Annotated in this window: 17 protein-coding genes; 10 read left to right on the top strand and 7 right to left on the bottom strand. The window is 68.1% G+C overall.

All coding sequences use genetic code 11. The features are described 5' to 3' along the window. The first annotated feature begins 90 nt into the window (after positions 1–90). Genes DOE79_RS14890 through DOE79_RS14900 form a run of 3 tightly spaced genes read left to right on the top strand, consistent with a single transcriptional unit; the run spans position 91 to position 6,928 of the window. Complete coding sequence (locus DOE79_RS14890) at positions 91–4,923, top strand: LamG-like jellyroll fold domain-containing protein (protein ID WP_120340367.1); 4,833 nt, start codon at positions 91–93, stop codon at positions 4,921–4,923. Beyond that, a complete protein-coding gene (locus DOE79_RS14895) occupies positions 4,920–5,846 on the top strand; it encodes a glycosyltransferase family 2 protein (protein WP_120339184.1) in 927 nt (308 codons plus the stop codon). The genes DOE79_RS14890 and DOE79_RS14895 overlap by 4 nt, the downstream gene beginning before the upstream one ends. Beyond that, a complete protein-coding gene (locus DOE79_RS14900) occupies positions 5,843–6,928 on the top strand; it encodes a glycosyltransferase (RefSeq protein ID WP_120339185.1) in 1,086 nt (361 codons plus the stop codon). The genes DOE79_RS14895 and DOE79_RS14900 overlap by 4 nt, the downstream gene beginning before the upstream one ends. Here the strand turns inward: DOE79_RS14900 and DOE79_RS14905 are convergent. The 7 genes from DOE79_RS14905 to DOE79_RS14935 form a co-directional block, all read right to left on the bottom strand. After that, positions 6,830–7,957, bottom strand: coding sequence for a glycosyltransferase family protein (locus DOE79_RS14905; RefSeq protein ID WP_181445824.1), 1,128 nt, complete (start codon positions 7,955–7,957; stop codon positions 6,830–6,832). The two genes, DOE79_RS14900 and DOE79_RS14905, sit on opposite strands and share 99 nt — an antisense overlap. Further along, a complete protein-coding gene (locus tag DOE79_RS14910) occupies positions 7,957–9,420 on the bottom strand; it encodes a tyrosine-protein kinase domain-containing protein (protein WP_162942777.1) in 1,464 nt (487 codons plus the stop codon). Before DOE79_RS14910 ends, DOE79_RS14905 begins: the two co-directional genes overlap by 1 nt. Positions 9,421–9,499: 79 nt before the next feature. After that, positions 9,500–10,741, bottom strand: a complete 1,242-nt coding sequence (locus DOE79_RS14915) for a glycosyltransferase (RefSeq protein WP_120339187.1) — start codon at positions 10,739–10,741, stop codon at positions 9,500–9,502. Next, the gene (locus tag DOE79_RS14920) at positions 10,738–11,694 is read right to left on the bottom strand and encodes a glycosyltransferase family protein (RefSeq protein WP_181445825.1); all 957 of its coding nucleotides are present in this window, start codon (positions 11,692–11,694) and stop codon (positions 10,738–10,740) included. Before DOE79_RS14920 ends, DOE79_RS14915 begins: the two co-directional genes overlap by 4 nt. Continuing rightward, positions 11,678–12,445, bottom strand: coding sequence for a CDP-alcohol phosphatidyltransferase family protein (locus DOE79_RS14925; protein WP_245976957.1), 768 nt, complete (start codon positions 12,443–12,445; stop codon positions 11,678–11,680). Before DOE79_RS14925 ends, DOE79_RS14920 begins: the two co-directional genes overlap by 17 nt. A gap of 50 nt (positions 12,446–12,495) precedes the next feature. After that, positions 12,496–13,758 carry a DUF1972 domain-containing protein gene (locus DOE79_RS14930; RefSeq protein ID WP_120339189.1) on the bottom strand — a complete coding sequence of 421 codons (1,263 nt, stop codon included), beginning with the start codon at positions 13,756–13,758 and terminating at the stop codon, positions 12,496–12,498. 1 nt (position 13,759) lies between these two features. Continuing rightward, positions 13,760–15,361: a sugar transferase gene (locus DOE79_RS14935; protein ID WP_245976958.1), complete on the bottom strand. Its 1,602-nt coding sequence runs from the start codon at positions 15,359–15,361 to the stop codon at positions 13,760–13,762. A gap of 576 nt (positions 15,362–15,937) precedes the next feature. Here DOE79_RS14935 and DOE79_RS14940 point away from each other — a divergent pair. From DOE79_RS14940 to DOE79_RS14970, 7 genes are read left to right on the top strand one after another with little or no spacing between them, the layout of a single operon-like run. After that, complete coding sequence (locus tag DOE79_RS14940; protein ID WP_245976959.1) at positions 15,938–16,999, top strand: Gfo/Idh/MocA family protein; 1,062 nt, start codon at positions 15,938–15,940, stop codon at positions 16,997–16,999. After that, the gene (locus DOE79_RS14945) at positions 16,999–20,964 is read left to right on the top strand and encodes a DUF4082 domain-containing protein (protein WP_120339192.1); all 3,966 of its coding nucleotides are present in this window, start codon (positions 16,999–17,001) and stop codon (positions 20,962–20,964) included. The genes DOE79_RS14940 and DOE79_RS14945 overlap by 1 nt, the downstream gene beginning before the upstream one ends. 53 nt (positions 20,965–21,017) lie before the next feature. Beyond that, a complete protein-coding gene (locus DOE79_RS14950) occupies positions 21,018–22,016 on the top strand; it encodes an NAD-dependent epimerase/dehydratase family protein (protein WP_120339193.1) in 999 nt (332 codons plus the stop codon). Beyond that, positions 22,013–23,161 carry a DegT/DnrJ/EryC1/StrS family aminotransferase gene (locus DOE79_RS14955; RefSeq protein ID WP_120339194.1) on the top strand — a complete coding sequence of 383 codons (1,149 nt, stop codon included), beginning with the start codon at positions 22,013–22,015 and terminating at the stop codon, positions 23,159–23,161. The genes DOE79_RS14950 and DOE79_RS14955 overlap by 4 nt, the downstream gene beginning before the upstream one ends. Next, complete coding sequence (locus DOE79_RS14960; protein ID WP_120339195.1) at positions 23,154–23,798, top strand: NeuD/PglB/VioB family sugar acetyltransferase; 645 nt, start codon at positions 23,154–23,156, stop codon at positions 23,796–23,798. Before DOE79_RS14955 ends, DOE79_RS14960 begins: the two co-directional genes overlap by 8 nt. Beyond that, positions 23,795–24,919 carry a DegT/DnrJ/EryC1/StrS family aminotransferase gene (locus DOE79_RS14965; protein WP_220094242.1) on the top strand — a complete coding sequence of 375 codons (1,125 nt, stop codon included), beginning with the start codon at positions 23,795–23,797 and terminating at the stop codon, positions 24,917–24,919. The genes DOE79_RS14960 and DOE79_RS14965 overlap by 4 nt, the downstream gene beginning before the upstream one ends. Continuing rightward, entirely contained in the window at positions 24,910–26,430 is a 1,521-nt protein-coding gene (locus tag DOE79_RS14970; protein WP_120339196.1) for an oligosaccharide flippase family protein, read from the top strand. The genes DOE79_RS14965 and DOE79_RS14970 overlap by 10 nt, the downstream gene beginning before the upstream one ends. Position 26,431: the final 1 nt, after the last annotated feature.

A 26,431-nucleotide genomic window follows, 5' to 3' on the forward strand; every position in this document is an offset into this window, starting at 1 on the left:
GCGTGCGGTGGCCACCCGACGGCGACCCTCCCTACCCGAACTGAGGCATTCATGGGTGCTCCGGCCCTGTTCCTGTCGCCACGTGTCCCGATGCCGTCATCTGCCACCCTGCGCCGGCTGATCCTCGCAGTCTGCGTCGTCGTCGCCATCTTCGCCTCGCTGCTTCTACCCGTGCCCCCCGCGCAGGCGGACACGGCACCCGACGGCGCCGGGACACCGACGACGGTGGCGGCCGACGCGCTTCCCACGACGCAGATCAACGGAGTGGTATGGACGCAGGTGATCGTTGGCAACACCGTCTACGTCGGTGGCGAGTTCACTCGCGCCCGCCCGGCCGGAGCCGCCGCGGGAACCAGCGAGGTGGAACGCAACAACCTGCTCGCGTACAACCTGACCACCGGTGTGCTGTCGACGACGTTCGCCCCCAGCGTCAACGGCGCGGTCCGGTCCATCGTCGCGTCCCCTGACGGCAGCCGGATCTACCTTGGCGGGGCATTCACGGCGATCAACGGTGTCGCCAGATACCGGTTGGCCGCCGTGACCACCAGCACGGGCGCACTCGTCACGTCATGGGCGCCGCAGGTCAATGCCCGGGTCACCACCGTGGGCGTGAGCGCGTCAACGGTCTACGTCGGCGGCGCCTTCTCGTCCGCCAACGGTGTCGCCCGTCAGGGCCTCGCCGCCTTCTCATCCGGCACCGGAGCTGTGCAGGCCTGGACGGGCAAGCCGACCGGCGGCACCGTCAACACTCTCACGGTGTCGCCCGATGGTGCGAAGGTCATCGTCGGAGGCAGCTTCACGGCCTACAACGGCGCCTCGGAACCTGGCTACGGGATGGCCGCGACCGATGCGACCACCGGGACATCTCTGCCGTGGAAGGTGAACTCGTTGGTGCGCAACGGCGGGCCGCAAGCGTCGATCCTTAGCCTGACCTCCTCGCCAGAGGGAGTCTTCGGCACCGGGTACGTCTTCGGCTCCGGCGGCAACCTCGAGGGCGCCTTCCGAGCGAGCTGGACGGACGGCAGTCTGATCTGGCTGGAAGACTGCCACGGCGACACCTACTCGGCAGCTCCGGTCCGGGACGCCGTGTACACCACGGGTCACGCGCACTACTGCGGCAACATCGGCGGATTTCCTCAGGCCACCCCGTGGACGTACCACCGCACTCTCACCTTCGGTATGCAGGCCACCGGGACCATCACCGCCGATCCCCTTGGCTACTACAACTTTGCCGGAACCCCCCGGCCGAGTCTGCTCACCTTCTACCCGGACATCAACACCGGAACCTACACCGGACAGGGCCAGGGTCCCTGGAGCGTCGCAGCGAACCAGGACTACGTGCTCTACGGCGGCGAATTCACCATTGTGAACAACAAGAAGCAACAGGGTCTGGTGCGCTTCGCCACCTCCGCCATCGCCCCCAACAAGGAGGGCCCGCGCCTCACCGGCGCCGACTTCGTGCCCTCGGTGGCCTCGTTCGTCTCCGGAACGGCCCGGCTGAGCTGGCAGGCCAACTACGACCGCGACAACGAGAACCTCAGCTACGAGGTGCTCCGCGACGGGGTGAGCGTCAAGACCATCGTCGCCGCCTCGTCCGACTGGAACCGTCCCCTCCTCAGCTGGACGGACACCGGCCTCACGAGCGGCCGGGCCTACTCGTACAGGCTGCGGGTCACCGACCCGTTCGGCAACGTGAAGACTGGCAATTCGGTGTCGGTGACCGTCGCCGCGGGCTCGCAGAGCGAGTACACCACGGCAGTTCTCGCAGATTCCGCACACTCGTATTGGCCCCTGGGCGAATCCAGTGGCAGCACGGCTTTCGACTGGGTCTCCGGGCTCGACCTGAGCGTCCACTCCGGAGTCACCCGCGGTGCGCAGGGAGCGATCATCGGCAGCTCAGGCACTGCCGCCGCATTCGACGGCAGCGCGAACGGGTATGCATCCACTGACATCGCGCAGCCGTCAACCGACACGTTCAGCGTCGAGGCGTGGGTGAAGACCACAAGCACGACGGGGGGGAAGATCGTCGGGTTCGGTGCAAACAGCAGCGGCACCTCCTCCTCCTACGACCGGCATGTCTACATGGACGACTCGGGCAAGATCTGGTTCGGCGTCTACCCGGGCGACGTGCGCACGGTGAACAGCACCACCGCCTACAACGACGGCCGCTGGCATCAGGTCGTTGCGACTCTGAGTTCGGCGGGCATGGTGCTGTTCATCGACGGCCGCAAGGTCGCCCAGCGTTCCGATGTCACCAGCGGCCAGGCCTACACCGGGTACTGGCGGATCGGAGGGGACAGCATCGGCGGGTGGCCGAGCCAGCCGTCGAGCTCGTTCATCTCCGCCGACATCGACGAGGTCGCCGTCTACCAGGCACCGCTCAGCCTCGCCCAGGTCATCGCGCATTACGAAGCCTCCGGGCGCACCTCGCCGGTTCCCGTCGCTCCGACGGACGCCTATGGCGCTGCCGTGTACAACGCCGCCCCCGAACTGTACTGGCGCCTGGGCGAAACGTCGGGCTCCGTCGCCGCGGACTCGTCGCGGGCCATGACCCCCGGGACCTACTCCGGCCAGGTCACCCGGGGTGCTGCGGGATTGGTCACGGGCACCGGCAACACGGCGGCCACCTTCTCCGGCGGGATTGTCAGCAGCACGGCACAGGTGACCGATCCGCGCGTCTACTCCCTCGAAGCTTGGTTCTCGACGACGTCGACCCAGGGCGGCAAGATCATCGGCTTCGGCGACCAGCAGACCGGTCTGTCCGGCAACTACGACAGGCACGTCTATCTCCAGGACGACGGCAGGCTGGTCTTCGGAACCTGGACCGGCACGGCGAACACCATCACCACACCGAACGCCTATAACGACGGTCGCCGCCATCACGTCGTCGCGGTCCAGTCCGGCAGCGGGATGACGCTCTACGTCGACGGCGCTGTCGTCGGCACCAACCCGCAGACCGGCGCCCAGGCCTACTCCGGCTATTGGCGGGTGGGCGGCGACCCGACCTGGGGGTCGAGCAGCCCGTATTTCGCCGGCGTGATCGACGAGGTCGCAGTGTACGCACGTGACATCGGAGCTGTCGCCATCCGCCGCCACTTCACCACGGGAACGGCAGGGGAGCCGGAGAACTCTCCGCCGACCGCGGCCTTCGACGCCACGATCGACGAGCTGGCCCTGAGCGTCAACGGTTCCGCCTCGACAGATGCCGACGGCAGCATTGCCGGGTACGCCTGGAACTTCGGCGATGGCGCGACAGCGACCGGTGTGACGGCCAGCCACGGCTACGCGGCCGCGGGGGATTACGCGGTGAAACTCAGTGTCACCGATGACGACGGCGCCACCGCCACCACCGTGCGCACCGTGACGGTGGCCTCCGCCCCCACGACCAGCTCGTTCGCGGCGGACGCCTTCGAACGCACCGTCACCGGAGGGCTCGGCCTGGCCGACCAGGGCGGGGCATGGACGGTCAGCGGCTCGACAGGCAACTATGCGGTGGCCGGCGGAACAGGCACGCTCCGTGCACCCACCGCCGGCTCGACCGCCACCGCCACCCTGCCGGGAGTGAGCTCGACCGACACCGAAGTGCGGGTCTCCGCCACCCTGAAACAGGCTGCGACCGGCTCCGGCGCCTACCTGTCCGTGCTCGGTCGCACGATCGGCACCGAGGACTACCGCAGCAGGGTCAAGGTGTCCGCGACCGGTACGGTCCAACTGCAGCTGCTGCGCGGGGCAACGACTCTCAAGGCAGCCACCATCTCCGGTTTGCTCTACGCACCGGGCGATCAGTTGAATCTCACAACGCAGGTCACCGGCACGTCGCCGACCACCCTGCGCGCCAAGATCTGGCGCGCCGGAACAGCTGAGCCGACGGACTGGCAGGTCACGGCGGCGGACAGTGCGGCGTCTCTGCAGAAGGCGGGGTCGATCGGACTGTCCCTGTACCTGGGCGGCACGGCAACCACGGTGCCGGTCACTGCGGCATTCGACAACCTCTGGGCCGGTCAGACCGGGGCGGTTCCACCGCCCACACCCGCCAATGCGCCCCCGGTGGCCGCCTTCACCACGACGGCCACGAATCTGAGCATCGCCGTCGACGCAGCAGGGTCCACCGACTCCGACGGCACCATCGCCGGATACGCGTGGGACTTCGGCGACGGCGCCACGGCCACCGGCGCCACGGCCAGGCACGCATTCGCGGCGCCGGGAACCTACCAGGTCTCCCTCACGGTCACCGACGACGTCGGCGCCTCCGCGACGACAGTGACACCGGTCCCTGTGACCGTCGCCCCGGTCGGAGGCGACGTGGCCACGGACGCCTTCGGCCGCACGGTGGCCGCCGGCCTCGGCGTCGCCGACCTCGGTGGGGCCTGGTCGACCACCGGCTCGTCGTCGAATTACTCCGTCGGTGCGGGCGTGGCCACGCTGCGCTCACCGACAGCCGGCGCCATGGAAACCGCCACGCTCGGCACAGTGTCGTCCACTGCCACTGACGTTCGCGTCGTCGCAGCGGTGCAGCAAGCGGCGACCGGATCTGGGACGTACCTCTCGCTCCTCGGCCGCACCGTCGCCCCCGACGACTACCGTGCCCGGGTCCGGCTGAACGCCGACGGCACCGTGACCCTTCAAGCGATGCACGGATCGACGGCGTTGCGATCCCTCCTGGTACCCGGGCTGAAACCGGCCGTGGGCGACAAGATCACCATACGGCTCCAAGTGTCCGGAACGTCACCGACCACGCTGCGCGCCCGGGTGTGGCCGACTGCGCAGAGCGAACCGACCATCTGGCAGGTCGAGGCAACGGACACGACGCCAACCATGCAGGTGCCGGGCGGGATCGGCATCGCCCTGTACCTCGGGGGCTCCACGACGAACGCCCCGGCGACGGCCCGATTCGACGACCTCGTTGCTGGACGGTTGCCGTGACCGAGCGGGTGACCATCGCGGTCCTCACTTACCGTCGCCCGTCCGACCTCGCCGAGCTGTTGCCGATCCTCGTCCACCAGGCCCTGGCCGCGCCGGAGGATATCGACATCCTCGTCGTCGACAACGATCCGGTGGGCGGAGCGGAAGAACAGGTCAGGGCGGCCGGAACCCAGGCGCCGATCCGGTACGCCCACGAACCCGAGCCGGGGATCGCCAGCGCCAGGAACCGCGCGCTCGATGGATGCGCCGGCGAACTGCTCGTCTTCATCGACGATGACGAGCGCCCCACCGAGCCCTGGTTGGCGACGCTGCTGGCCGCCTACCGCAGGTATCGACCGGTCGCCGTCGTGGGTCCGGTGGTGTCACGGTACGACGTCACGCCGAGCCAATGGGTGCAGGCCGGTCGCTTCTTCGACAGGCGCAGGATGCCGACGGGAACCCCGGTGACTGTCGCGGCCACAAACAACCTCCTGCTTCACCTGCCCTGGGTGCGGGCGAACGGGCTGCGTTTCGACGGCCGGTTTGGGCTGAGTGGCGGGTCGGACAGCCTGTTCACCCGCCAGCTGGTTCAGCGTGGCGGGAGCATGGTCTGGTGCGATGAGGCCGTGGTCATCGATGTGGTGCCCGCGTCCCGGCTGACCCGCGGCTGGGTGCTGCGCAAGGCCTACCGCATCGGAAACGCCTCCAGCCGGGTGGTCCTGGATGGCACCCGGCCCGCCAGACGGCTCCTGCTGCGCGCGAGCCTGCTGACTCTCGGCCTGGCCCGACTGGCCATCGGCTCGCTCCGCTGCTGTGCCGGAGTTCTCACCGGGCAGCTGCGCCACCGCGCCCGAGGCATGCGAACTGTCGCGAGAGGCGCCGGCATGGTATCCGGATCTCTGGGCGCTGTGTACAGCGAATACTCCCGGAGCGCAGTGCGATGACCGGCGTCGCCGCCGAGCGCGCGCGGCTGTATCAGACGGTGCGTTCCGCGCACCTGGAACGTGCCAGAGTGTTGGCCCCGGCCACCATCCTCTACCGGGCGACGCGCTACGACTTCGATCGTGCCCTCGCCCGTGATCTCGACCTGGTACCCGCCGGACCCGTCAGGGCCGCTTGGCTCCTCGCCCGCTCCCAGGTACGGCAGCTCGAGGTCAACGAGCCCCTGATGCTCGCCAGTCTGCGACGGACGGCCCTGGCCCTTGCTGTGCTGCGCCTGCGGCATCGCTTCGGCGGCCCGCGCACACAGTGCGTGAGCTACGCCATCGAGAACGCCAACCCGTTCGCGCGCCCGGCACATGGGCGGGCACGGCTGACCAGGCTGCAGGACCGGCTGCTGGCTCGGTTCGTCTGGGCCTCGCTCGACAGGGTGGCCTTCGGCACGGAGGCGGCGCAGCACACCTACGCGTCGGTGTTCGGCACCGCTGCCGGCCCCGCGCAGCGCACCCACATTCCCGCACTTCCTGCTGCATGCTCGTGCGCGGACGACGGCAGCCCGTCCGCACCCCAGATCGTCTTCCTGGGCGCGCTGGCCGCCCGAAAAGGGTTCCCACAACTACTGGATGCATGGCCTTATTTAAAGGTATGGCGTCCAGACGCCCGTTTGGTCATTCTGGGCAGCGGACCGCTCGAAGGCCGGGCCAGGGCGCTCGCCGACGCCGACGCCGCTGTCGAGCTGCATATCGATCCGTCCAGGGCCGGTATCCATGCCCATCTACGCCGAACCAGCGTGCTCGTGTTGCCGTCACAGCCGGCGCCCGGCTGGCGCGAGCAGGTGGGCCTGCCGATCTGCGAGGGACTTGCGCACGGCAGCACTATTGTCACCAGCGGCGAGACCGGCCTAGCGGGGTGGTTGGAGGCCCACGGTCACGCAGTCCTCAGGGCATCCGCCGGCCCCCAGGAGTGGGCGACGGCCGTGGACGGCGCCCTACGGGCGGACCGTTCGAAGTTCGCTGTGCTCCAGGATCTGCCGCCCATCGATGGCCGTCTCGCCGCCGACGACTGGCTGTTCGGCGACGCGCCCTGACCGGTCGGCGTTCCCACGCAGCAGAGACAGGGCTGCGGCATACGCTTCCCGGTGTTGGTCGGCGATGACGGACCAGGCCCGTGCCGACAGGTCGGGACGGGCGGTGGACCCGGCCGGGTGTTCGACCCGGCACCGCGCCAGCGCCCCGCCCAGGAGCGCCGCAGTGAGCACGCCTCGGTACGTGAAAACCCAGCCTCGACCGACCTCAACCTTGAGCGCCTCGGTGACCGGATTCGACGGCACCAGGATCGGCCGCCCCAGGGAGAGCGCGAGCATGGCGGCGCCCGAATTGTGCATCTCGCGATACGGCAGAGCGACCAGCTCGGCCTGGGTCACGTCCCTGGCCAGTTCGGTGTCGGACGCGTGACCCAGGGACACCGAGACCCGGTCATCTGCCAGAGCGGCCAGCAGAACCTCAGCGCCGATGTCAGCCGTGGTGGGGCGGCCGATCACCCGGAGCGAGAGCGCATCGCCCTCCGGGCCGGCGGGAAGGGCTGAGAACGTCTCGATCAGATCCGGAACGCCCTTGTACGGGCGGATCAGACCGAAATACACCACCCGCCCAGGCACGGCACGCTCGACGGGCGTGGATTGGAACCAGCTCCGGTAATCGCCGTGCACGATGGTACGGACCGGCGACCCCGCGGGTACCTCCGTTGTCGGATTGAGTCGGATCCAGAGCGTGGTGCGGCGGTCGAACCGGGCCAGCAACGCGCGCTCGGCCCGGTTGCCGTCCTCGTGACTGCGCACGTTGTGCACCGTGCGCACGACCGCTGTGCGATTGCGGCGCAGCCACAATCGCACCAGCAGAGCGCGGAAGAGGAGACGCCTGACCAAACTCCGCGTGGCCGTCGAGCCATGCAACAGCGCCTCCGGCCAGTGTGCATGGAACACGTCATACGGCTCGGCCAGTGCCCGCCGCCAACTGAATCCGAGAACCTGCGGGTCCGGGGCCAGCTGGTCGGCCAGTTGCACCAGATACGGGTTGGTTGTGGAGCGGCCGGTCGGGAACGACTGCAGGACGAGCATTACCCGGCCGTCGTCTTCTCGCTGGCCTGGGCGGCGCGCCGACCGGTCGCGCCGAGCGGGGTCGCCGGCGCGCGGCCGGACTCGCCCGCCTTCGTGGCGGTGGCGGCCGGGGCGGTGGCGTCGGGCACGGACTCCGTCCCGTAATAGGAGGGCGTCGTGCGCTCCTTCACGAAGTTCAGCACGATACCGAGGACACGGGCGTTGACGTTCTCCAAGGACTCGATGGTGTCCTTCAACTGGGCACGTCTGGTGGTGCGGTAGCGGGCGACGACGATGGCGCCGTCAGCGAGGTGGGCGAGCCCGAGGGTGTCCGTGGCGGACAGCAACGGCGGTGAATCGATCACAATGTAATCGAAGCGTTCCGACAACATTCCCAACAGGCTGCGCATGGCGTCGGAGCCCAGGAGCTGGCCGGGGTTGGGCGGTAGCGCACCCGCTGACAGCACCGAGAGGCTGTCGCCGCAGGGCACGATCGCCTCGTCGGGGGAGATCGCGCCGACCAGTACGGTGGTGAGACCGACATCGCCGTCCACCCCGCAGATATCGGCGATGCTCGGCCGCCGGAGGTCGGCATCGATCAGGAGTACCCGAGAGGAGCGCTCAGCGAGGGCGAGGGCCAGGTTCACGGAGGTGGTCGACTTGCCGTCCTTGGTGACGGCCGACGTCACCACGATGGTGCGCGGGCGATGGTCGACGTCGATGAACTCCAGATTCGCCCGGATACGCCGGTAGGCCTCGGCGAGGGGACTCCGCGGCATGACCCGCATGGCGACGCCGGTCGGGTCCTTGCGGCCTTTCTGACCGACCTTACCCAGCAGCGGAGCGTCGGTGACCCGCTCGAGGTCCTTCTCGTCGCGTACCCGGGCATCGAGCATGTCCCGCAAGACCGCGTAGGCCACACCCAGTCCCAGCCCGAGCAGGAGGCCGGTGACGACGATGAGCGGCGTGTTGGGCGAGAACGGGCGGGCGGGCGGTTGGGCGGTGGAAACCGTCTCGAGCGTGACGGACGGCGAGCCCGCCGGGCCCTGGGGTGCCAGTTCCTGCCCCGTCGTTGCGAGTGATCTGGTGATAGCGTTCGCAATCGCTGCTGACTGCTCCGCTGACCTATCGACCACGGTGACCTCGATGATCACAGTGTTCAGCGGTGTCGAGGCCGAGACTCTGGAGGCGAGAGCTGTCGGGGTGGTGTCCAGTTCGAGTTGGTCGATCACCGGCTGAAGCACGGCGGGCATCGTCGCCAACTGTGCGTACGACTGCACGAGTTTTTCGGTGAAGGTGAAGCCTTGAACCAGCTCGCTGGTGGTCTCGCCGCGCGGGCTCGACACGAAGACGCTGCTCGTGGCCCGATAGAGGAGGGGCAGCGACGTGGCATAGGCGAATCCTGCCCCGGCGCCCAGCACCCCGAGCAGGATGACGGCCAGCCATCTCCGCGCTATCGACCTCAGGTATTCGACCGGTTCCATGATGTTGTCCCCTTTGTTCCGCCGCTGACGCGTGTGATGGATGAATGGTTCCCGGCTCTCCTGCATGGCCGGGTGTTGCTCAGCCGTGAGCGACTCCGCCGTGCACGGAGCGGGCCGGCGCCGCTCTCCCGGTGACAGCGACGGCGCGGCGTGCCGTTCCGTCGGGGGAGCGGGCCGCGGCGAGGACGGTATCCCGGATGCTGGACCGATACCCCGCCAGGCTGTGGCGGTCGCGGGCGAGGAACTGATCCGTGCCTGCCGCCAAGCGATAGTGCGGCCAGTCGGCGACGATCCGGCTCAGGGCACGTGCCACGGCATCGGAGGCCCCGGGGGATACCCTCACTGCGGAGGCGAACCCCGCCGTGGCCTCACTCAGCCCGGAGGTGTCGCTCACCACCACCGGCCGTGCGGCCAGGGCGCCCTCGACGGCCGTGTTGCCGAACCCTTCCTCGAGCACAGAGGGAACCAGGACGATATCGCTTCGGGCCAGGAACGGCCAGACATCGCGCTGGTATCCGTGGAAGTGCACGTGGTCGCTCAGCCCCTCGGCGCGCACCAACTCACGCAGGTGGTCCAGATACCACTCATAGCCGGGGAAGATATCTCCCACCAGGTGCAGCTCCGCGTCCTGGCCGGCCGAGCGGTACGCGGCGAGGGCCAGGACCGCGGTATCGACGCCCTTGCGTTCGGAGAGCCGTCCCACATACAGCAGTTGCAGCCGGCCAACGAGTTCGGCACGCGCGTACTCTGTCTGGCCGGGCCAGCCGATCGGGTTCCGCACCACCGTGGCGAGTGTCCGCAGCCGGGGAAAGGACTCGCTCAGGACGTCGACGCAGTATTGGCTGTTGGAGACGACGGTGTCGCAGAGCAAGAGCGGTGCGGCCAACGCCCACCGAACGAGGCCTGCGGCGCTGCGCTCGGCCTCGTGCACATGGGCGATCACCGGAACCTGGGCGGCTCGGCCGAGCAACACCCACAGCGGGACCGTCACAGTGTTGACGTAGACGACGGTAGGCCGCACCCGCCGGAGCAGGCGGAGCCCCGCGACGACACCACGCAGTGTGTCCCGGAGAAAGCACAGGGCCCCGAGGGGCCGCAAGATGCTCTTGCGCAAGACCGGCGTGGGGCAGAGCTCGATCTGTGCCCCTCGACGGGACAATTCCTCGACCAGAGATCCGAGTACAGGAAGTGCGACGGTGACCCGCATCCCGGATCCCACCAGCGCGGACACGGTCTCGAGCAGCACCAGGTCAGACCCGTAGAGTTCGGCACCGGGGTGCGCGATCAGCACAGAGCCTTCCACACCGGCCGTCCCCGTCATGAGTCTTCGCCAACCGGGTGGAGACACCGGAACACCGTCTGACGCGTGCGGGGCGGTCGTGTTGCGAGCGAGCGAACCGCCAGCAGCGCGCCGGCACCGGTTCCGCGCGCGGCGGCCAGGACGAGAGGCCCCGCATGGCGTGCCAGGTCGCGGCGACCGCCGCGTTGCAGCACCTGTACTGCATAGCCGGGGCTGAGCAGCAGCCACCGCACGAGCTGGCCACGGCTGAGGTGACGAGCCGCGAAAACCAGCCGGTTGCGGCAGTTGGAATACACGTACAGCGCTGACTTCCCCGAGCCGGACTGGGTACCCCCGACACTGTGCACGACGGTGACGTCGTCGCGCACCACGAGGCTGCCGCCTGCCGCCACACACCGCCAGGACAGGTCCACGTCTTCCCAATAGAGGAAGTACCGCTCATCGAATCCGCCGAGCCAGCACCACAGGGATGCGTGGATCATCAGGCATGCTCCGCTCAGCCACCCGTACGGTGCTGAGCTGTCGGCCCCGCTGCGGGTGCTTGTGCGTCCCCGACCTATCTGCACGGTCCCGCCTCCGAACCACAGGGAACCGTCGGGGCGCTCGATCTGCGGGCTGAGGATGCGTTGCGGATCTTCGGCGCAGCCTTCAGCAAGGGCGAGGACTCCCGCTTCGTCGATGCGAGCGTCCGGGTTGAGCAGCAGTAGTCGCCGGCATCCGCGCGCGATGAGCAGTCGGGCGCCGGCGTTCATCCCGGCTCCGAAGCCGAGGTTCAGCCCAGGGGCGAGCAGAGTCCACCCCTCGCGTCGGCACAATGCCGTCGTGGCCGCCCGGTCCGCGAGGTCGCAGAAGTTGTCCACGATCACGACGCGCTCGCCGGGAAGCGTCCGGGCGAGGTCGACGAGGTTCAGTTCCAGGAGTCCGGGAGAACCGTAGTTGACGACAACAACCCCCAGATCATCGGGCAGGGACATGGTCGCTCCACTCGTCGGAGCGGTGTCGGGGGGCGGTTGCGGCGCTGGGTCCCGTGGCAGGCGCGGCGCCCAGCGCACGCATGTCGCGGAACCACTTCACCAGGGCCAGGGCCAGATACCCCGCGTTCGCAGCGAGGAGGGCGGTGTACACGCCGAAGAACACGGCGGGGAGGCCGAGCGCAACGAAGGACAGGCACAGGACGCCGTAGTCGGTGGGCAGACCGAGGAGCGAACGCAACGGTGTGCTTGCCGTGCGCTGCGAAGGTTCGGCGGCGTATTTGGCCTTGAGCAGGTCGTTCAGGATCAGGGCGAAGAATGAGACGGCCGCCACGATTGTGAAGAGCACGGGAACGAGCAGCCAGGCCGGACTGGGCAGATCGAGGTGCCGGTAGACCAGCACCAGCACGGCAAGGTGCACGCTGGAGATCTTCCACGAATCTATGACGTGGTCCAGCCACTCTCCGCTCGGGCTGCCGCCACCGAGGAGCCTCGCCAGCTGGCCGTCGGCAGAATCCAGGACATACCCGCCCGCGAGCAACAGCCAGACGGTGATCCCCATCGGCAGGCTGGGCGGCACCAGAACGATCACCAGCACGCCGGCCAGGCTGGCGATGCCGCTCAGCGCGGTGACCATGTTCGGCGTCCAGCCCGCTCGGAAGGCGAGCGCCGCGGGTACCCGTCCGAGCGGGCGATTGACGAACAGCGAATAAGCCGGCGCACCCCGGGCCGCACTCTTCTGGGCCGACGCCAAGCGCCTGACTGTCGCGAAAAACGTGTCCGGCGGGGCTCCGACACCGGCGGTCACAGCGAGCCCCGCACTGCTGTGGCGGGATGCTGTGTCTGTTCCGGCTGGTTCCACGGCTTCCGGACGATGCGACCCGCGCTCATTCCCTGTGTGCTGTACCCGGAGACGAGGCGCTGGGCGAGGTCCTCGTAGCCGTCCGTGACGTGACCCCAGTTGTACAGGTCGGCCGCCCGCCCTTGGAGCGCCTTCGCGACCTCCTTGGTGTGGTGCGGGTTGAGCTCCGCATCCTCGATCAACGAGGCGAGCGTGACCGGGTCTCGGAAGTACGCACCGTATGCGCCGAGAACCTCCCGGTTGAACGAGACATCCCAGGCGATCGCCGCCGTACGGGCTCCCATCGCACGCAGGAGCGACGGATTCGTGCCGCCGACCGAGTGTCCGTGCAGGTAACTCACCGAGTGGGCATACAGCTGGTCGAGTTGATCCTGGTCCCACATACTGCCGAGCATCCGTATCCGCGAGTCTCCGGCCAGGGCGGCGATCTTCCGGCCGTAGGCGCCGGCATAGGGCGCAGAACCGACGACGACCAGGGGTAGCGCTGCGCTGCTGCGCCGGTAGCCGTCGATGATCACGTCGACATGGTTCTCTGGTTCGAACCTGGCGACCACGAGGTGATAGCCCTTGGGGGTCAGACCCAGTTCGGCCAGGCGGGTGGCCGGCGGGTCGTGCAGCACCCGGGCGCCGTAGCTGATCAGTTCCGTGGAGATCGCGAATTCGTCGCGGTAGTAGTCGGCGATCCCCTGCGCGTCTGCGATCAAGGCGTCCGCCGATCGCACCGACAGCCGCTCGGCCCAGCGGTAGTAACGGCGCGCGGTACCACCCCACTTGTCACGCTTCCATTCGAGCCCGTCCACATGCACCGTCGTGGGGATCCCGCGCTGCCGCAGGAACGGGACGAACGGCGCATTCGCCGCGTTGAAGACGAACGCTGCGTCCGGGCGTCGCCTGGTCGTGGCATGGGCCACCGAGAACGCCGTGTGGCTGAGAGTCTCCAGGGCCTTCATGTGCAGCGCCGGAAGGTGCACGAGCCGCATGCCGAGGTAGTCGGTGGGCGGCCGGACCTCTCCGCGCGTGACGCTCTGCGACCGGCAATAGACGGTGACGGCGTGCCCACGATCCACCAGGCGGCGTCCGATCTCCTCCACGGCCGTCTCGAAGCCGCCGTAGGCCGCCGGCACCCCTCTGGTTCCGATCATGGCGAGGTGCAGGGCGCGTACGCTTCCGGCGGAGCTCGGTTCTGTCTCGTTCGATGCAGCCATGTCAGTACGCCCCCAGTGGTCGAATGATGATTTTGAAGGTCCGCCAGATGATCATGAGGTCGCCGGCCAGCGACCAGTTCTCGACGTAGTACAGGTCCAGCCGCACGCTTTCCTCCCAGCTGAGGTCTGAGCGACCGTTCACCTGCCACATGCCGGTGAGACCTGGCTTGATGTACAGGCGCCTGTGCATGTGCGCCTCGTATTTCTGCACCTCGGCGGGCAGCGGCGGTCGTGGGCCGACGATGCTCATCTGGCCGACCACGATGTTCCACAACTGGGGTAACTCGTCGAGGGAGTATTTGCGTAGGATCCGCCCGACCTTGGTGATGCGCGGGTCACTGCGAATCTTGAAGAGCACCCCCGCGCCCTCGTTCTGGTCGAGCAGACCGGCCAGATCGTCTTCGGCGGTGCGGACCATCGACCTGAACTTGAGCATGTGGAACGGTGCGCCGTTTCGACCGGCACGCTCCTGCCGGAACAGGATGGGCCCTGGGCTGTCCAGCTTGACCAGAACCCCGATCACCACGAGAACCGGGCTTACCGCGATCAGCGTCACGGCGCCCAGGATGATGTCCAGAGCACGCTTGAGGACGTGTTTCGCCCCGTCGTACTGCGGGATCTCCACGTGGATGAGCGGGAGCCCCTCGACCGGCCGGAAGTGGATGCGGGGACCGGCCACGTCGGTCAGGCGGCTGGACAGCACAAGTTCGGCCGACGTTTTTTCGAGGTCCCAGCCGAGGTTGCGTATGAAGGTGTTTCCGAGGCTCGGGTGCCCTGCGACGATGACAGCGTCCACCCCCAACGACTGGGCGGCGCTGGCCACGTGCTCGAAATCAGCCACGACGGGAACCAGGTTCCCTGCCGCGGTGATGCTCATGGCGTTGTCGCCCTCCAGTGCAGCCCCCACCACTTGATAGGCTGCGCCGGACTTGTCGTTGATCTGCCTGACGACGTACTCGACATCCTCCCGAGCGCCGACGACGATCGCCCTGGCGAGGTAATGGCCGTAGCGACGCTGCCGGATCAACCACTTGCGCCACAGCCAGCGCTCCAGAATCAGTGCGGCCACGCCGAGCGGCAGAGCGAAGACGAAATAGGCGCGGGCCGTATCCACCTGCAGCAGTAGAAACGCGATGGCCAGCATGCCGAAGGCCAGAGCGCTCGCGTTGATCACGAGCTTGTATTCGGTCGCGCCGACCCCGACGACCCTGGCGTCGCGGGTGGGGAAGGTGGCGAGGGTGATGATCCAGGTGATCGCGACGATCCCCGTGAGGGCCCAATACGAGAGGGGGATCCGCGCGGCATCGGCGATCGGGTTGACGATAGCGAAGCGCGCGAGGAACGCGACGGTGACGGCGGAGCCGATCACGGCGGCATCGGTGAGGATCAGCCTGGCGCGATACTGCCGCGCCCAGGCCGCCCCGGAGAGTCCGCTGACGGCGGGAGCCGACGAGATCGCGGGGATCGCGTCGGCCGGAGCGATTCCGGCGGGCGGATCCGCCGTCAGAGAGCCGGTAGCCACCGGCCCGACCAGGCGCAACGGTGCCCGGTACCCGGCCGGCATCTCCGCTGCCAGAGAAGGTCCTGGCTCGGGCGTGCTCATCGGCTACCGGCTCTCCAAGCCGGATTCGGGTAGGCGGAGCGCTGATTCCCGCTACCGGGTTGGGGCAGCTGGCACTTTCGGGGTCGACCACCAGGCCGACACGTCACTGACGTATTCACAATTGTCCCCTGCATTTCGGGTTACAGGTTCGGGAAGAGACGAAGCGGGTGGAGCGAACGGCCACTGGGTGCGTGGGCCGGGGATGAGCGTGTTGGAGCGGGCACGGCGGGAGGCGGTGTGGGCCGCTGAAATCGAGCGGGCCGATGGCGCCGGCCGCGATCGGGAAGGCGCGGATGGTGCGGGTGTGGCAGTAGTGAAGGATTCTCAGCGACTCACGAGGTGAAGATAACCCGAAAGCCGATCGTGGCGCTGTGACCTGAACAGGGGCCAGCTGAGGTGGCCGGATCGTACCCCCGGTTGGGGGACTGCGGGATGACAGCGGCGGTGGCACTGTGGGCGGTTGAGCGACCCTCAGATTCGTGGTGCTCGTTCGAACAGGGTGCCGACACCCTGAGCACACGGCATCACCCGCAATCCGCACCCCCAGAGAAAACACCCAGAGGCAATGAGGATCATGTGATTGAGAAGCTGCGCGTGGCCGTTATCGGGGCCGGGTATTGGGGGCCCAACCTGGCCCGCAACTTCAGGTCGAGTCCGGAGTGGGAACTCGCGGCCGTCTGTGACCTCGACCTCGACAGGGCACGGCGGCTCGCTGAGCAAGGGGGCGGGACCAGGGCCGAATCCTCGCTCGCGGCGGTCCTCGCCGCCGATGACATCGATGCCGTCGCCATCGCGACACCCGCGACGACCCACCACCGCATCACAACAGCAGCCCTGGCGTCGGGCAAGCATGTGCTTGTCGAGAAGCCGCTCGCCGACACCGTGGAGCACGGCGCGGACATGGTCGGCCGGGCCGCGGCCGGAGGCCTGGTGCTGATGGCGGATCACACGTATTGCTATACCCCGGCCGTGTTGAAGATGCGGGAACTCATCGAGGAGGGCGCGCTGGGTGACATCCTCTTCATCGACTCCGTGCGAATCAACCTGGGTCTGATCCAACCCGACGTGGACGTCTTCTGGGACCTCGCCCCGCACGACCTCGCCATCATCGACTTCCTCCTGCCCGGCGGGCTCAGACCGCTGGCGGTATCGGCGGTCGGTGCCGACCCGCTCAGGTCCGGCAAGGCGTGCGTGGGCTATCTCACCCTTCCGCTGCAGAACGGTGCCATGGCCCATGTGCACGTCAACTGGCTCAGCCCGACTAAGGTGCGCCAGATGATCATCGGTGGCACACGGCGCACACTCGTGTGGGACGATCTCAATCCACAGCAGCGACTGAGCGTCTACGACCGCGGGGTCGACCTCGATATCCAGTCGCTGGACGGCGTGGAACGCAGTGCTGCCACGGTCTCCTATCGTCTGGGCGACACCTGGTCTCCGGCCCTGCCGGAGACGGAGGCGCTGAGATCCATGGTCGACGAATTCGCCGGCGCGATACGGGGCCGCCGGTCGCCGCGCACGGACGGCCGCGCCGGGCTCAGGGTCCTGACGATCCTGGACGCGGCCAGACGGAGCCTCGCGGAGGACGGTGCCGCGACGGCACCGATCGCGGACCTGGCGCTGGCGGGGAACTCCTGATGGGCGCCGTACGGGGCCGTGGCCTCACCGGCCGGCTGCGTGCCCTGGTCCTCGCTGTCGTGGTGGGGTCCGGCCTGTTGGTCGCGTTCAGCGCCCCGGCCCAGGCCGCCACGGGCTGCGCTGCCGCCGCCAACCCGATCACCTGCGAGAACGCGCTCACGGGCACTGCCGCTTCGGTCTGGGATATCGACGGCGCCGGGGACGACAGCATCCAGGGGTTTTCCACCGATATCAGCGTCAACGTCGGTGGGTCCATCGGATTCAAGATCGACACCAACGCACGCTCGTACACGATCGCGGTCTACCGCACCGGCTGGTACCAGGGGCTCGGCGCTCGCAAGATTGCCGACGTGACCCCGTCTGCGACGCTGCCCCAGACCCAGCCACCGTGCCTCACCGATCAGGCGACCGAACTCTACGACTGCGGCAACTGGGCGCAATCGGCGTCATGGACCGTGCCCTCCGATGCCGTGTCCGGGGTGTACTTCGCCCTCCTGACGCGCACCGACACCGGCGGCCAAAGCCACATCACCTTCGTCGTGCGCAACGAGGCCAGCCGTTCCGCAGTGCTGTTCCAAACCTCGGATCCCACCTGGCAGGCGTACAACACCTACGGCGGCTCCGATTTTTACGAGGGTGCCGCGAACGGCCGGGCGTACAAGATCAGCTACAACCGGCCCGTGGCGACCAGGGACGGCATCGATGGTCGTGACTTCTACTTCAGCAACGAATACCCGATGGTGCGATTCCTGGAGAAGAACGGTTATGACGTGTCCTATTTCAGCGGTGTCGATACCGACCGTTTCGGCGCGAGCCTGAAGAACCACACCGTCTTCCTCTCTGTCGGCCATGACGAGTACTGGTCGGCCGGACAGCGGGCCAACGTCGAGGCCGCCAGGGATGCCGGAGTCAATCTCCAGTTCCTGTCGGGGAACGAGGTGTACTGGAAAACCCGATACGAGTCGTCGACCGTGGGAACCCAGACCGCCTATCGCACCCTCGTCTCGTATAAGGAAACCTGGAGCAACGGCAAGATCGACCCCAGCGCAGCGTGGACGGGGACCTGGCGTGATCCACGGTTCGCCTCCCAGGCCAACGGGGGTGGACGGCCGGAGAACCAGCTGACCGGAACCCTCTACCAGTCGAATTTCTCCGACCTGCCGGTCACGGTCTCGGCGGCCGAGGGCAAGTACAGGCTCTGGCGCAACACCAGCCTGGCGAGCCTCTCCGCGGGTGCGTCGGTGGCTCTCGCCCCACACACCATCGGCTACGAATCGGACGAGGATCTGGACAACGGCTTCAGGCCTGCCGGGCTGATCACGCTGTCGACCACGACAGGGGCCGTGCCGGAATACCTCCAGGACTTCGGCAACACGGTCGGTCCCGGAAACACGACCCACCATCTGACTCTGTACCGCGCGCCGAGTGGCGCCCTCGTGTTCTCGGCGGGGAGCGTCCAATGGACCTGGGGACTCGACCAGACCCACGATGGCGCTGGGGCGGCGGCAGACGTGCGGATGCAACAGGCCCAGGTGAACCTGCTGGCCGACATGGGGGCCCAACCGGGTTCCCTGGCGAGCGGCCTCACGGCAGCGACAGCCAGCACGGACAAAACGGCGCCGACTGCCACCATCACCAGTCCCGCTGCCGGCGCCTCGCTGGCCAACGGTTCCCTGGTGACAGTGACGGGAACCGCGGCCGATTCCGGCGGTGGAGTCGTCGCCATGGTCGAGGTCTCGTCCGACGGCGGCACCCTGTGGCACCGCGCGACGGGCACCACCTCATGGACCTACTCCTATCTCCAACAGGGTGTCGGAGCGGCGAGCATCCAGGTGCGCGCTGTAGATGACAGCGCCAACTACGCCGCAACGCCCGTATCGCGCACCGTGACCGCCACCGGGCCCTTCACAGTGTTCGGGCAGCAGACGCCGGCCCTCCCCGACGCCGGAGACGGCTCCGCCGTCGAGCTGGGGCTGCGCGTCACCGCCAGCCAAAGTGGCTTCATCTCCGGGATCCGGTTCTACAAGAGTGCGGCGAACACCGGCAGCCACACGGGCTCGCTCTGGAGCGCGGCCGGCGTGCGGTTGGCGACGGTGGCTTTCGCCAACGAAACAGCGTCGGGGTGGCAGACCGCTGCGTTCACGCCACCCGTTGCCGTGACGGCGGGCACGACCTACGTCGTGTCCTATTCGGCTCCGGCAGGACACTACGCGGCCGCGGTCGACTATTGGGCGTACCGCGGCAGCCCCGCAGAACCGCTCACGGTCGCCGGTGGGTTCGGCTCGGCCCCTGCCGGGGTGTACAACACCAATATCGGCGCGTTCCCAACCAGCGATTACCGGCAGAGCAACTACTTCGTCGACGCGGTCTTCACCAACGTCGACAATTCGCCGCTCACTGCGGGCAGCCAGTGGCCGTTACCCGGGGCCTCGAGTGTGCCGGTGAACAGCACGGTCAGCGCCGTTTTCTCCCGCGACGTCACATCCTCCAGCATCGCCTTCACAGTGAAAGACCAACTCGGGGCGACGATCAGCGGCACCGTCGGCTACAACGCCGCCACTCGCACGGCCACCTTCACTCCGGTCGCGCCGCTCAGCGGCTTCGTCACGTACTCGGTGGCCCTGACCGCCACTGCCACCGGTGGCGGCGGCGCGCTCACCTCCGGTGGCACCTGGTCATTCACCACAGTGCGTCCGGCACCCGACGACGGCCTGTGCCCGTGCAGCCTCTACACGGATGCAACGGTGCCGACGATCCTGCAGGTCTCGGACCAGACCCTCGTCACTCTCGGCGTGCGGTTCTCGAGCTCCGCCGCCGGTACCATCTCCGGGATTCGCTTCTACAAGAGCGCTGGGAACACCGGCACGCACACCGGGACACTGTGGAACGCCGCAGGCACACAGCTGGCAACGGCGACCTTCACGGGGGAGAGCGGCTCCGGGTGGCAGACGGTTGCCTTTGCGACTCCGGTCACCATCGCGGCCGGCACCACCTACGTCGCCTCGTACACCAGCCCGACGGGCACCTACTCGGCGACACCAGGCGAATTCAGCGGCTCGGGGATCACTCGCGGGCCGTTGACGGCGGGGAACAGCGCGGGGGCGTATACCTACTCCGCTGGTTTCCCCGGAGCCCAATCCGGGGCAAGTTACCTGGTGGACGTGGTGTTCAACCGGGCTGCTGACCCGATCACCGTGGTCAGCCTGAGCCCGCCGGACGGCGCTATCGAGGTCGACCCGGCGACACCCGTCGCGGTCGAGCTCTCCACCGCGATCGCCCCGGGATACACCCTGGGGGTGACGGCCGCAGCCGCGACGATCGCCGGCACGACCGGCCTGTCCGCGGACGGGAAGACCGTGACCTTCACACCCGCACAGGCGCTCCCGGCCGACACCGCCCTCACCGCGACGCTTTCTGGAGCAACCTCGACCCTGGGGGTGGCTGTGCCCACGCAGAGCTGGAGTTTCCGCACACGGGCCGCCGCCGCTCCCACGAGCTACAGCCTGCTCGGGACGGTCACGCCCACGGTGTTGTCCGCCACGGACGATTCGTCCGCCGTCGAACTGGGGATGTCCTTCACCTCATCGCAGGCCGGTGAGATCAGGGCGATCCGGTACTTCAAGGGCGCGGGCAACACCGGCACCCACACCGGTTCGATCTGGTCGGCGACCGGAGCCAGGCTGGCGACGGTGACGTTCACCGGTGAAACGGCCAGCGGATGGCAGACCGCGCAACTCAGCACGCCCGTGGCGATCAGCGCCGGCCAGAGCTACACGGTGTCCTACTTCGCGCCGGTCGGGCACTACTCGTACACGCCGTCCTATTTCGCCCAGACCCGCACGAGCGGGCCCCTCACGGCGGTGGCGACCACGAACGGGCGCTACGTGTACGCGGCCGGAGGGGGCCTGCCGGTCTACTCGTGGAACGCCACCAACTACTTCGTCGACGTGGTCTTCGTCCCCTAGCGGGCGTCGGCTCCTCGCGATCGTCCACATCCGAACCAACCAGGAGTGAAGCTATGAATGAAGTTCAGGGGGCCGCCGTACTGGTGACCGGCGGAGCGGGAACGATCGGGTCGACCATCGTGGACCGGCTGCTCGACGCAGGGGCCGGCCACATCGACGTCCTCGACAACCTGGTGCGAGGAAGGCGATCGAACCTGGCCGGCGCACTGGCTTCGGGGCGGGTCACACTCGTCGACGGTGACATTCGGGACCGGGATCTTGTGCATGACGTCACCAGGGGCAAAGACCTGGTCTTCCATCAGGCCGCCATCCGGATCACGCAGTGCGCCGAAGAACCGCGGCTGGCCCTCGAGGTTCTCGTCGACGGCACTTTCACCGTCCTGGAGGCCGCGGTCGAGCACAAGGTCGGCAAACTGATCGCCGCGTCGAGCGCGTCAGTGTATGGGCAGGCCGAGTACTTTCCCACCCCGGAGCAGCATCACCATCACGCGAACGACACACTCTACGGCGCGGCCAAGTCGTTCAACGAGGGGATGCTGCGCAGCTTCAGGGCGATGTCCGGCCTCGACTTCGTGGCGTTGCGCTACTTCAACGTCTACGGGCCGCGGATGGATGTGCACGGCCTGTATACCGAGGTGCTCGTTCGATGGATGGAACGTATCGCGGATGGCAAACCGCCCCTGATCTTCGGCGACGGCAGCCAGACCATGGACTTCGTCTTCACCGACGACATCGCCAGGGCCAACCTGCTGGCCGCGAGCAGCGATGTGGCAGAGGGCGTCTACAACATCGCCAGCGGCAGGGAGACGAGCCTTCTCGAACTGGCCGAAGCCCTGCTCCGGGTGATGGGCTCAGACCTGGCCGTCGAACACGGACCGGAGCGGGCCGTCAACGGCGTCGCCCGGCGGCTTGCCGACACCACGGCGGCCCGTCGCGATCTCGGTTTCACCGCGGAGGTGCCCCTCGACGCCGGGCTGCGGCGCTTGGTCGACTGGTGGCGTCCACTGCGCGGCCAGTTGGCGTCGGAACGGTTCGCCGGAGTCGGCGCATGAACCGGATCAATGTCATGAAACCGTGGCTCGGGGCCGAGGAGGTGGCCATGGTGACGGCCGTGATCGAATCCGGCTGGGTCGCGCAGGGCCCGCGCGTCGCGGCGTTTGAGGAGCAATTCGCCCAAGCCATGGCCGTGCCGTTCGCGGTGGCCACCTCGAACTGCACGACCGCGCTGCACCTCGCGCTCGTGGTGGCCGGGATCCAACCAGGCGACGATGTCGTCGTTCCGTCGTTCTCCTTCATCGCGACCGCCAACGCCCCCTCCTACGTCGGCGCGAGGGTCGTGTTCGCCGACGTCGACCTGAAGACCGGCAACGTGACCGTGGAGACCATCAGATCAGCCCTGACCGGCGCAACGCGCGCCGTCATCGTGGTCGACCAGGGCGGCGTGCCCGTCGACCTCGAACCGATCAGGGCGCTGTGCGATCCGCTCGGGATCATCGTGATCGAGGACGCCGCGTGTGCCGCGGGCTCCGTCTATCAGGGCCGACCGGTCGGCGCCGGTGCCGATCTCACCGCCTGGTCCTTCCATCCCCGCAAGATCCTCACGACAGGCGAGGGAGGAATGCTCACCACTGCACGGGGCGATTGGGCCGAGCGGGCCAGGAGACTGCGCGAACACGCCATGAACGTTTCGGCGGACGCCCGGCACGCCTCGGTGCTCGCTCCTGCCGAGGAATACCTTGAGATCGGATTCAATTACCGCATGACCGACCTTCAGGCGGCCATCGGGATCGTCCAGCTGAGCCGGCTTCCCCAGGCCGTGAGACGGCGCCGCGAGCTCGCGGCGGGGTACCGGTCCGCCTTGGGCGGAGTGCCGGGACTGCGCGCGATCACCGATCCAGCCTGGGGGCGGACCAACTACCAGTCATTCTGGGTGGAGGTCACCGACGACTACCCGGTGGACCGGGATGGCCTCCTCGAGCGACTCGCGGGGGCAGACATCTCGGCCCGGCGCGGAATCATGGCCGCCCACCGGCAGCCTGCCTACGCGAACCGCGACACCGGGGATGCGGCGCTGCCCGTCACGGAGTACCTCACCGATTCCACGCTGATCCTGCCCCTCTACCACGATCTCACCGCGGCCGACCAGGAGCGCATCATCGGCGTGCTCCAGCTGGAAGGGGCGCTGCGCCATGACTGAGCTGATCCTGATCGGGGCGAGCGGACTGGCCAGGGAGGTCCTCGCCCTGCTGCGTTCGGCGGGAGATCCGCGCACTCTGGCCATCGTCGACGACGCACCGGCTCGCTGGGGCACCCGGCTGGACGGAGTGCCTGTCGTCGGGCCCGTGGCGGACGTGCAGGATCGCCCCGAGGCGCAGCTGCTCCTGTGCGTGGGCCAGGGGGCGGTCAGGGCCAGGCTCGCCGGTCGGCTGACCGACGCCGGCGTGCTTCCCGACCGTTTCCCGGCGGTCGTGCACACGGGTGTGGACGTACCGGCAGGCTGTCGGATCGGTGCGGGGACGATCGTGCTGGCCGGCACGGTGATCACGGCCGACGTCACGATCGGTTCCCACGTCGTGGTGATGCCGAATGTGACCCTCACTCACGGGAACCGGATCGGGAGTTTCGCCACCCTCTGCGCGGGGGTGTCGCTGGGTGGAGACGTGAGGATCGGCACCGCGGCCTACCTGGGCATGAATTCGGCCGTGAGGGAGCAGTCGACGGTGGGGGCGGGCGCCGTCATCGGAATGGGGGCGGTCGTGGTCACCGATGTGCCGGCCCAGGAAACCTGGCTGGGAGTCCCGGCGCGACACCACATGAGGAGGGTCCTGATATGAGCATCTTCGAAGCATTACCGACCGTACAGGGCGTCCCCATGCTCGACCTGGGGATCCAGCACCGGCAGATCGCCGATCGCGTCCGGGACGGCTTCGACCGGGTCCTGTCGGGCACTGGCTTCATCCAGGGCCCCGAGGTGCACCAATTCGAGGACGAGTTCGCTCGCTACTGCGGAGTCGCCCGGGTCATCGGGGTCGGCAACGGCACCGACGCTCTCGAACTCGCACTGCGTGCTGCCGGCGTCGGCCCGTCAGATGAGGTCATCGTCCCGGCGAATACGTTCGTGGCAACTGCCGAAGCCGTTGTCAGGGCAGGTGCGACCCTGCGCCTGGTCGACTGCGACGCCAACTTCCTCCTCGACCCGGCGGCGCTGGACCGTGCGGTGACGAGCCGTACCGCGGCCGTCGTGGCCGTGCACCTGTACGGGCAGACCGCGCCGGTCGACGACATCCGTGCGGTGGTCGGACCGGACAGGCTGATCGTCGAGGATGCCGCCCAATCCCAGGGTGCGCTCTACCACGGGCGCCGGGCGGGCTCACTGGGTGATGTGGCCGGCACCAGCTTCTACCCGGGCAAGAACCTGGGGGCCTACGGAGACGCCGGTGCCGTCATGACCTCGTCGACGGAGATAGCCGACCGGGTGCGAATGCTCGCCAACCATGGCGGGCGGACCAAGTACGAGCATCTGGTCGTCGGCACCAATTCGAGGCTGGACAGCCTGCAGGCGGTTGTCCTCTCCGCGAAGCTCGCCTTCCTGGATGAGTGGAATGCGCAGCGGCGGGCCCTGGCGGAGCGTTACGACGCCCTGATCGACGGCCTGCCCGGGGTGATCCCGCCACGAACGGTGGCCGGTAACGAACACGTCTACCACCAGTACGTGGTCAGGGTGCCCAACCGGGACACGGTTCTCGCCCACTTGACCGATGCCGGCATCGGTGCGGGGATCCACTACCCGCATCCGCTGCACATGCTGCCGGCTTTCGCCTCCGCCCACTGGCCCGTCGGGAGCTTTCCGGTCGCTGAGCAGCTTGCCGGGGAGATCCTGTCCCTGCCGATCTACCCCGGCCTGACCGAGGCGCAACAGGACAGCGTTGTGAGCGTGCTCCGGTCATGCCTGTAGGACCGGCCGCCAGGTCGACTCTCGAGGACAGGGTGCGCAGCGGCGCCCTCTGGGCCGCGGCGAGCACGGTCGGACTGCGGTTCGCGAACATCGCGATCATGGCTTTTGTGGCGCGTATCGTGGCGCCGGAGGCCTTCGGCGTTTTCGCGCTCGCGATGGTCGTGCAGGGAGTCGTCGTGAGCCTCGCCGAGCTGGGGGTGTCGTCGGCGATCCTGCGCTCCGATCTGGATCCTGACACCATCGCGCCCACCATCGCGACCCTGTCGATTGTGACGAGTGCCGGTCTGGCCGCCCTGATGGTGATCTTCGCCGAGCCGTTGGCGGCTCTCCTGGGATCTGTGGATGCGGCCGGACCGTTGCGGGTCATGGCCGTCTCGGTCGCTCTGGTCGGCCCGTTCGCGGTGCCGTCCGCTCAGATCCAACGGGAATTCCGGCAGGACGTCGTCTTCAGGGCAGCGGCGATCGCATTCATCCCCAGCAGTCTCGTACTGGTCGGCCTCGCGCTGGTTGGTGACGGGGCAATCGCGTTCGCCTGGTCCAGGGTGGCGGCGCAGCTCGTGAGCGGGATCATTCTCAGCGTGACCGTGAAGAAGCGCTACTGGCCGGGATTCCGCCCCGATCAACTCCGGATGCTGATCGCCTTCGGCCTCCCGCTCGCCCTTGCCAACCTGCTGAGCCAGGTGCTGCTCAACGTCGACTACGTCTTCGTCGGCCGGAACCTGGGGGTGACCGAGACCGGGCTCTATGCTCTGGCCTTCACTATTTGCGCGTGGTCGACCGCCGTGATCGGGTCGGTGCTGAACGGCATCGTCCAGCCGGCCTTCTCCAAAGTTCGGCACGAACAGGGCGACCTGGCGGATGCCCTCTACCGGGCGACCCAGACAGTGGCACTTGTCGCCGTGATGATCGGAGCACTCACCCTCGCCCTTGCCGAGCCCTTGATCACCACGGTGTACGGCAGCCAATGGTCTGCTGCCGCCCCCGCACTGGTGGTGTTGAGCGGATACGGGATCATCTTCGTGATCTGCCTGCTCTTCGCCAACATCATCATCTCCACCGGTCGAACTGCCGCGTTGTTCCTGGTGCAGGTGGTGGCGCTCGCCGCGCTCCTCCCGGCTATGGCCGCCGGAGTCCAGTGGGGTGGGCTCGTCGGCGTCGGACTCTCGCACATCGTCGTCACGGCCGGGATCACCTTTCCGCTGTATCTGCTCCTGATCCGCAGGAGCATCGCCCGCGCACCCGGCGTCGTCTTCCGCGCACTGGCGTGGCCGGGACTGGCCGGTGGTGTCGCGGCGGCCTCGGCGTGGTCGGTGGCATTGACCGTGCCGACCGCGCCGCTGAAGCTACTGATCGGCGGCTGCGTCGGCGCCCTGGTCTACCTCGTCCTGACCGCGCCCCTGGTCGTCCGGCTGCTCCCGCCCGCCCTCGCCCGGCTGCGCCTCGTTTCAGGGGCGGCGACCCAGCTGGTGCGTCCGGCCGCGTGGGCACAGCGTCGCTGGGGCAGGGTCTGAC

The organism is Cryobacterium soli (assembly GCF_003611035.1).
Lineage (GTDB): Bacteria > Actinomycetota > Actinomycetes > Actinomycetales > Microbacteriaceae > Cryobacterium > Cryobacterium soli.

Bases quoted from the DNA above. Each gene is read 5' to 3' on its own strand.
- DOE79_RS14945 (WP_120339192.1), top strand. From the start codon at position 16,999: ATGGGCGCCGTACGGGGCCGTGGCCTCACCGGCCGGCTGCGTGCCCTG.
- DOE79_RS14900 (WP_120339185.1), top strand. From the start codon at position 5,843: ATGACCGGCGTCGCCGCCGAGCGCGCGCGGCTGTATCAGACGGTGCGT.
- DOE79_RS14950 (WP_120339193.1), top strand. From the start codon at position 21,018: ATGAATGAAGTTCAGGGGGCCGCCGTACTGGTGACCGGCGGAGCGGGA.
- DOE79_RS14960 (WP_120339195.1), top strand. From the start codon at position 23,154: ATGACTGAGCTGATCCTGATCGGGGCGAGCGGACTGGCCAGGGAGGTC.
- DOE79_RS14920 (WP_181445825.1), bottom strand. From the start codon at position 11,694: ATGTCCCTGCCCGATGATCTGGGGGTTGTTGTCGTCAACTACGGTTCT.
- DOE79_RS14955 (WP_120339194.1), top strand. From the start codon at position 22,013: ATGAACCGGATCAATGTCATGAAACCGTGGCTCGGGGCCGAGGAGGTG.
- DOE79_RS14915 (WP_120339187.1), bottom strand. From the start codon at position 10,741: ATGACGGGGACGGCCGGTGTGGAAGGCTCTGTGCTGATCGCGCACCCC.
- DOE79_RS14965 (WP_220094242.1), top strand. From the start codon at position 23,795: ATGAGCATCTTCGAAGCATTACCGACCGTACAGGGCGTCCCCATGCTC.
- DOE79_RS14970 (WP_120339196.1), top strand. From the start codon at position 24,910: ATGCCTGTAGGACCGGCCGCCAGGTCGACTCTCGAGGACAGGGTGCGC.
- DOE79_RS14905 (WP_181445824.1), bottom strand. From the start codon at position 7,957: ATGCTCGTCCTGCAGTCGTTCCCGACCGGCCGCTCCACAACCAACCCG.
- DOE79_RS14890 (WP_120340367.1), top strand. From the start codon at position 91: ATGCCGTCATCTGCCACCCTGCGCCGGCTGATCCTCGCAGTCTGCGTC.
- DOE79_RS14935 (WP_245976958.1), bottom strand. From the start codon at position 15,361: ATGAGCACGCCCGAGCCAGGACCTTCTCTGGCAGCGGAGATGCCGGCC.
- DOE79_RS14910 (WP_162942777.1), bottom strand. From the start codon at position 9,420: ATGGAACCGGTCGAATACCTGAGGTCGATAGCGCGGAGATGGCTGGCC.
- DOE79_RS14930 (WP_120339189.1), bottom strand. From the start codon at position 13,758: ATGGCTGCATCGAACGAGACAGAACCGAGCTCCGCCGGAAGCGTACGC.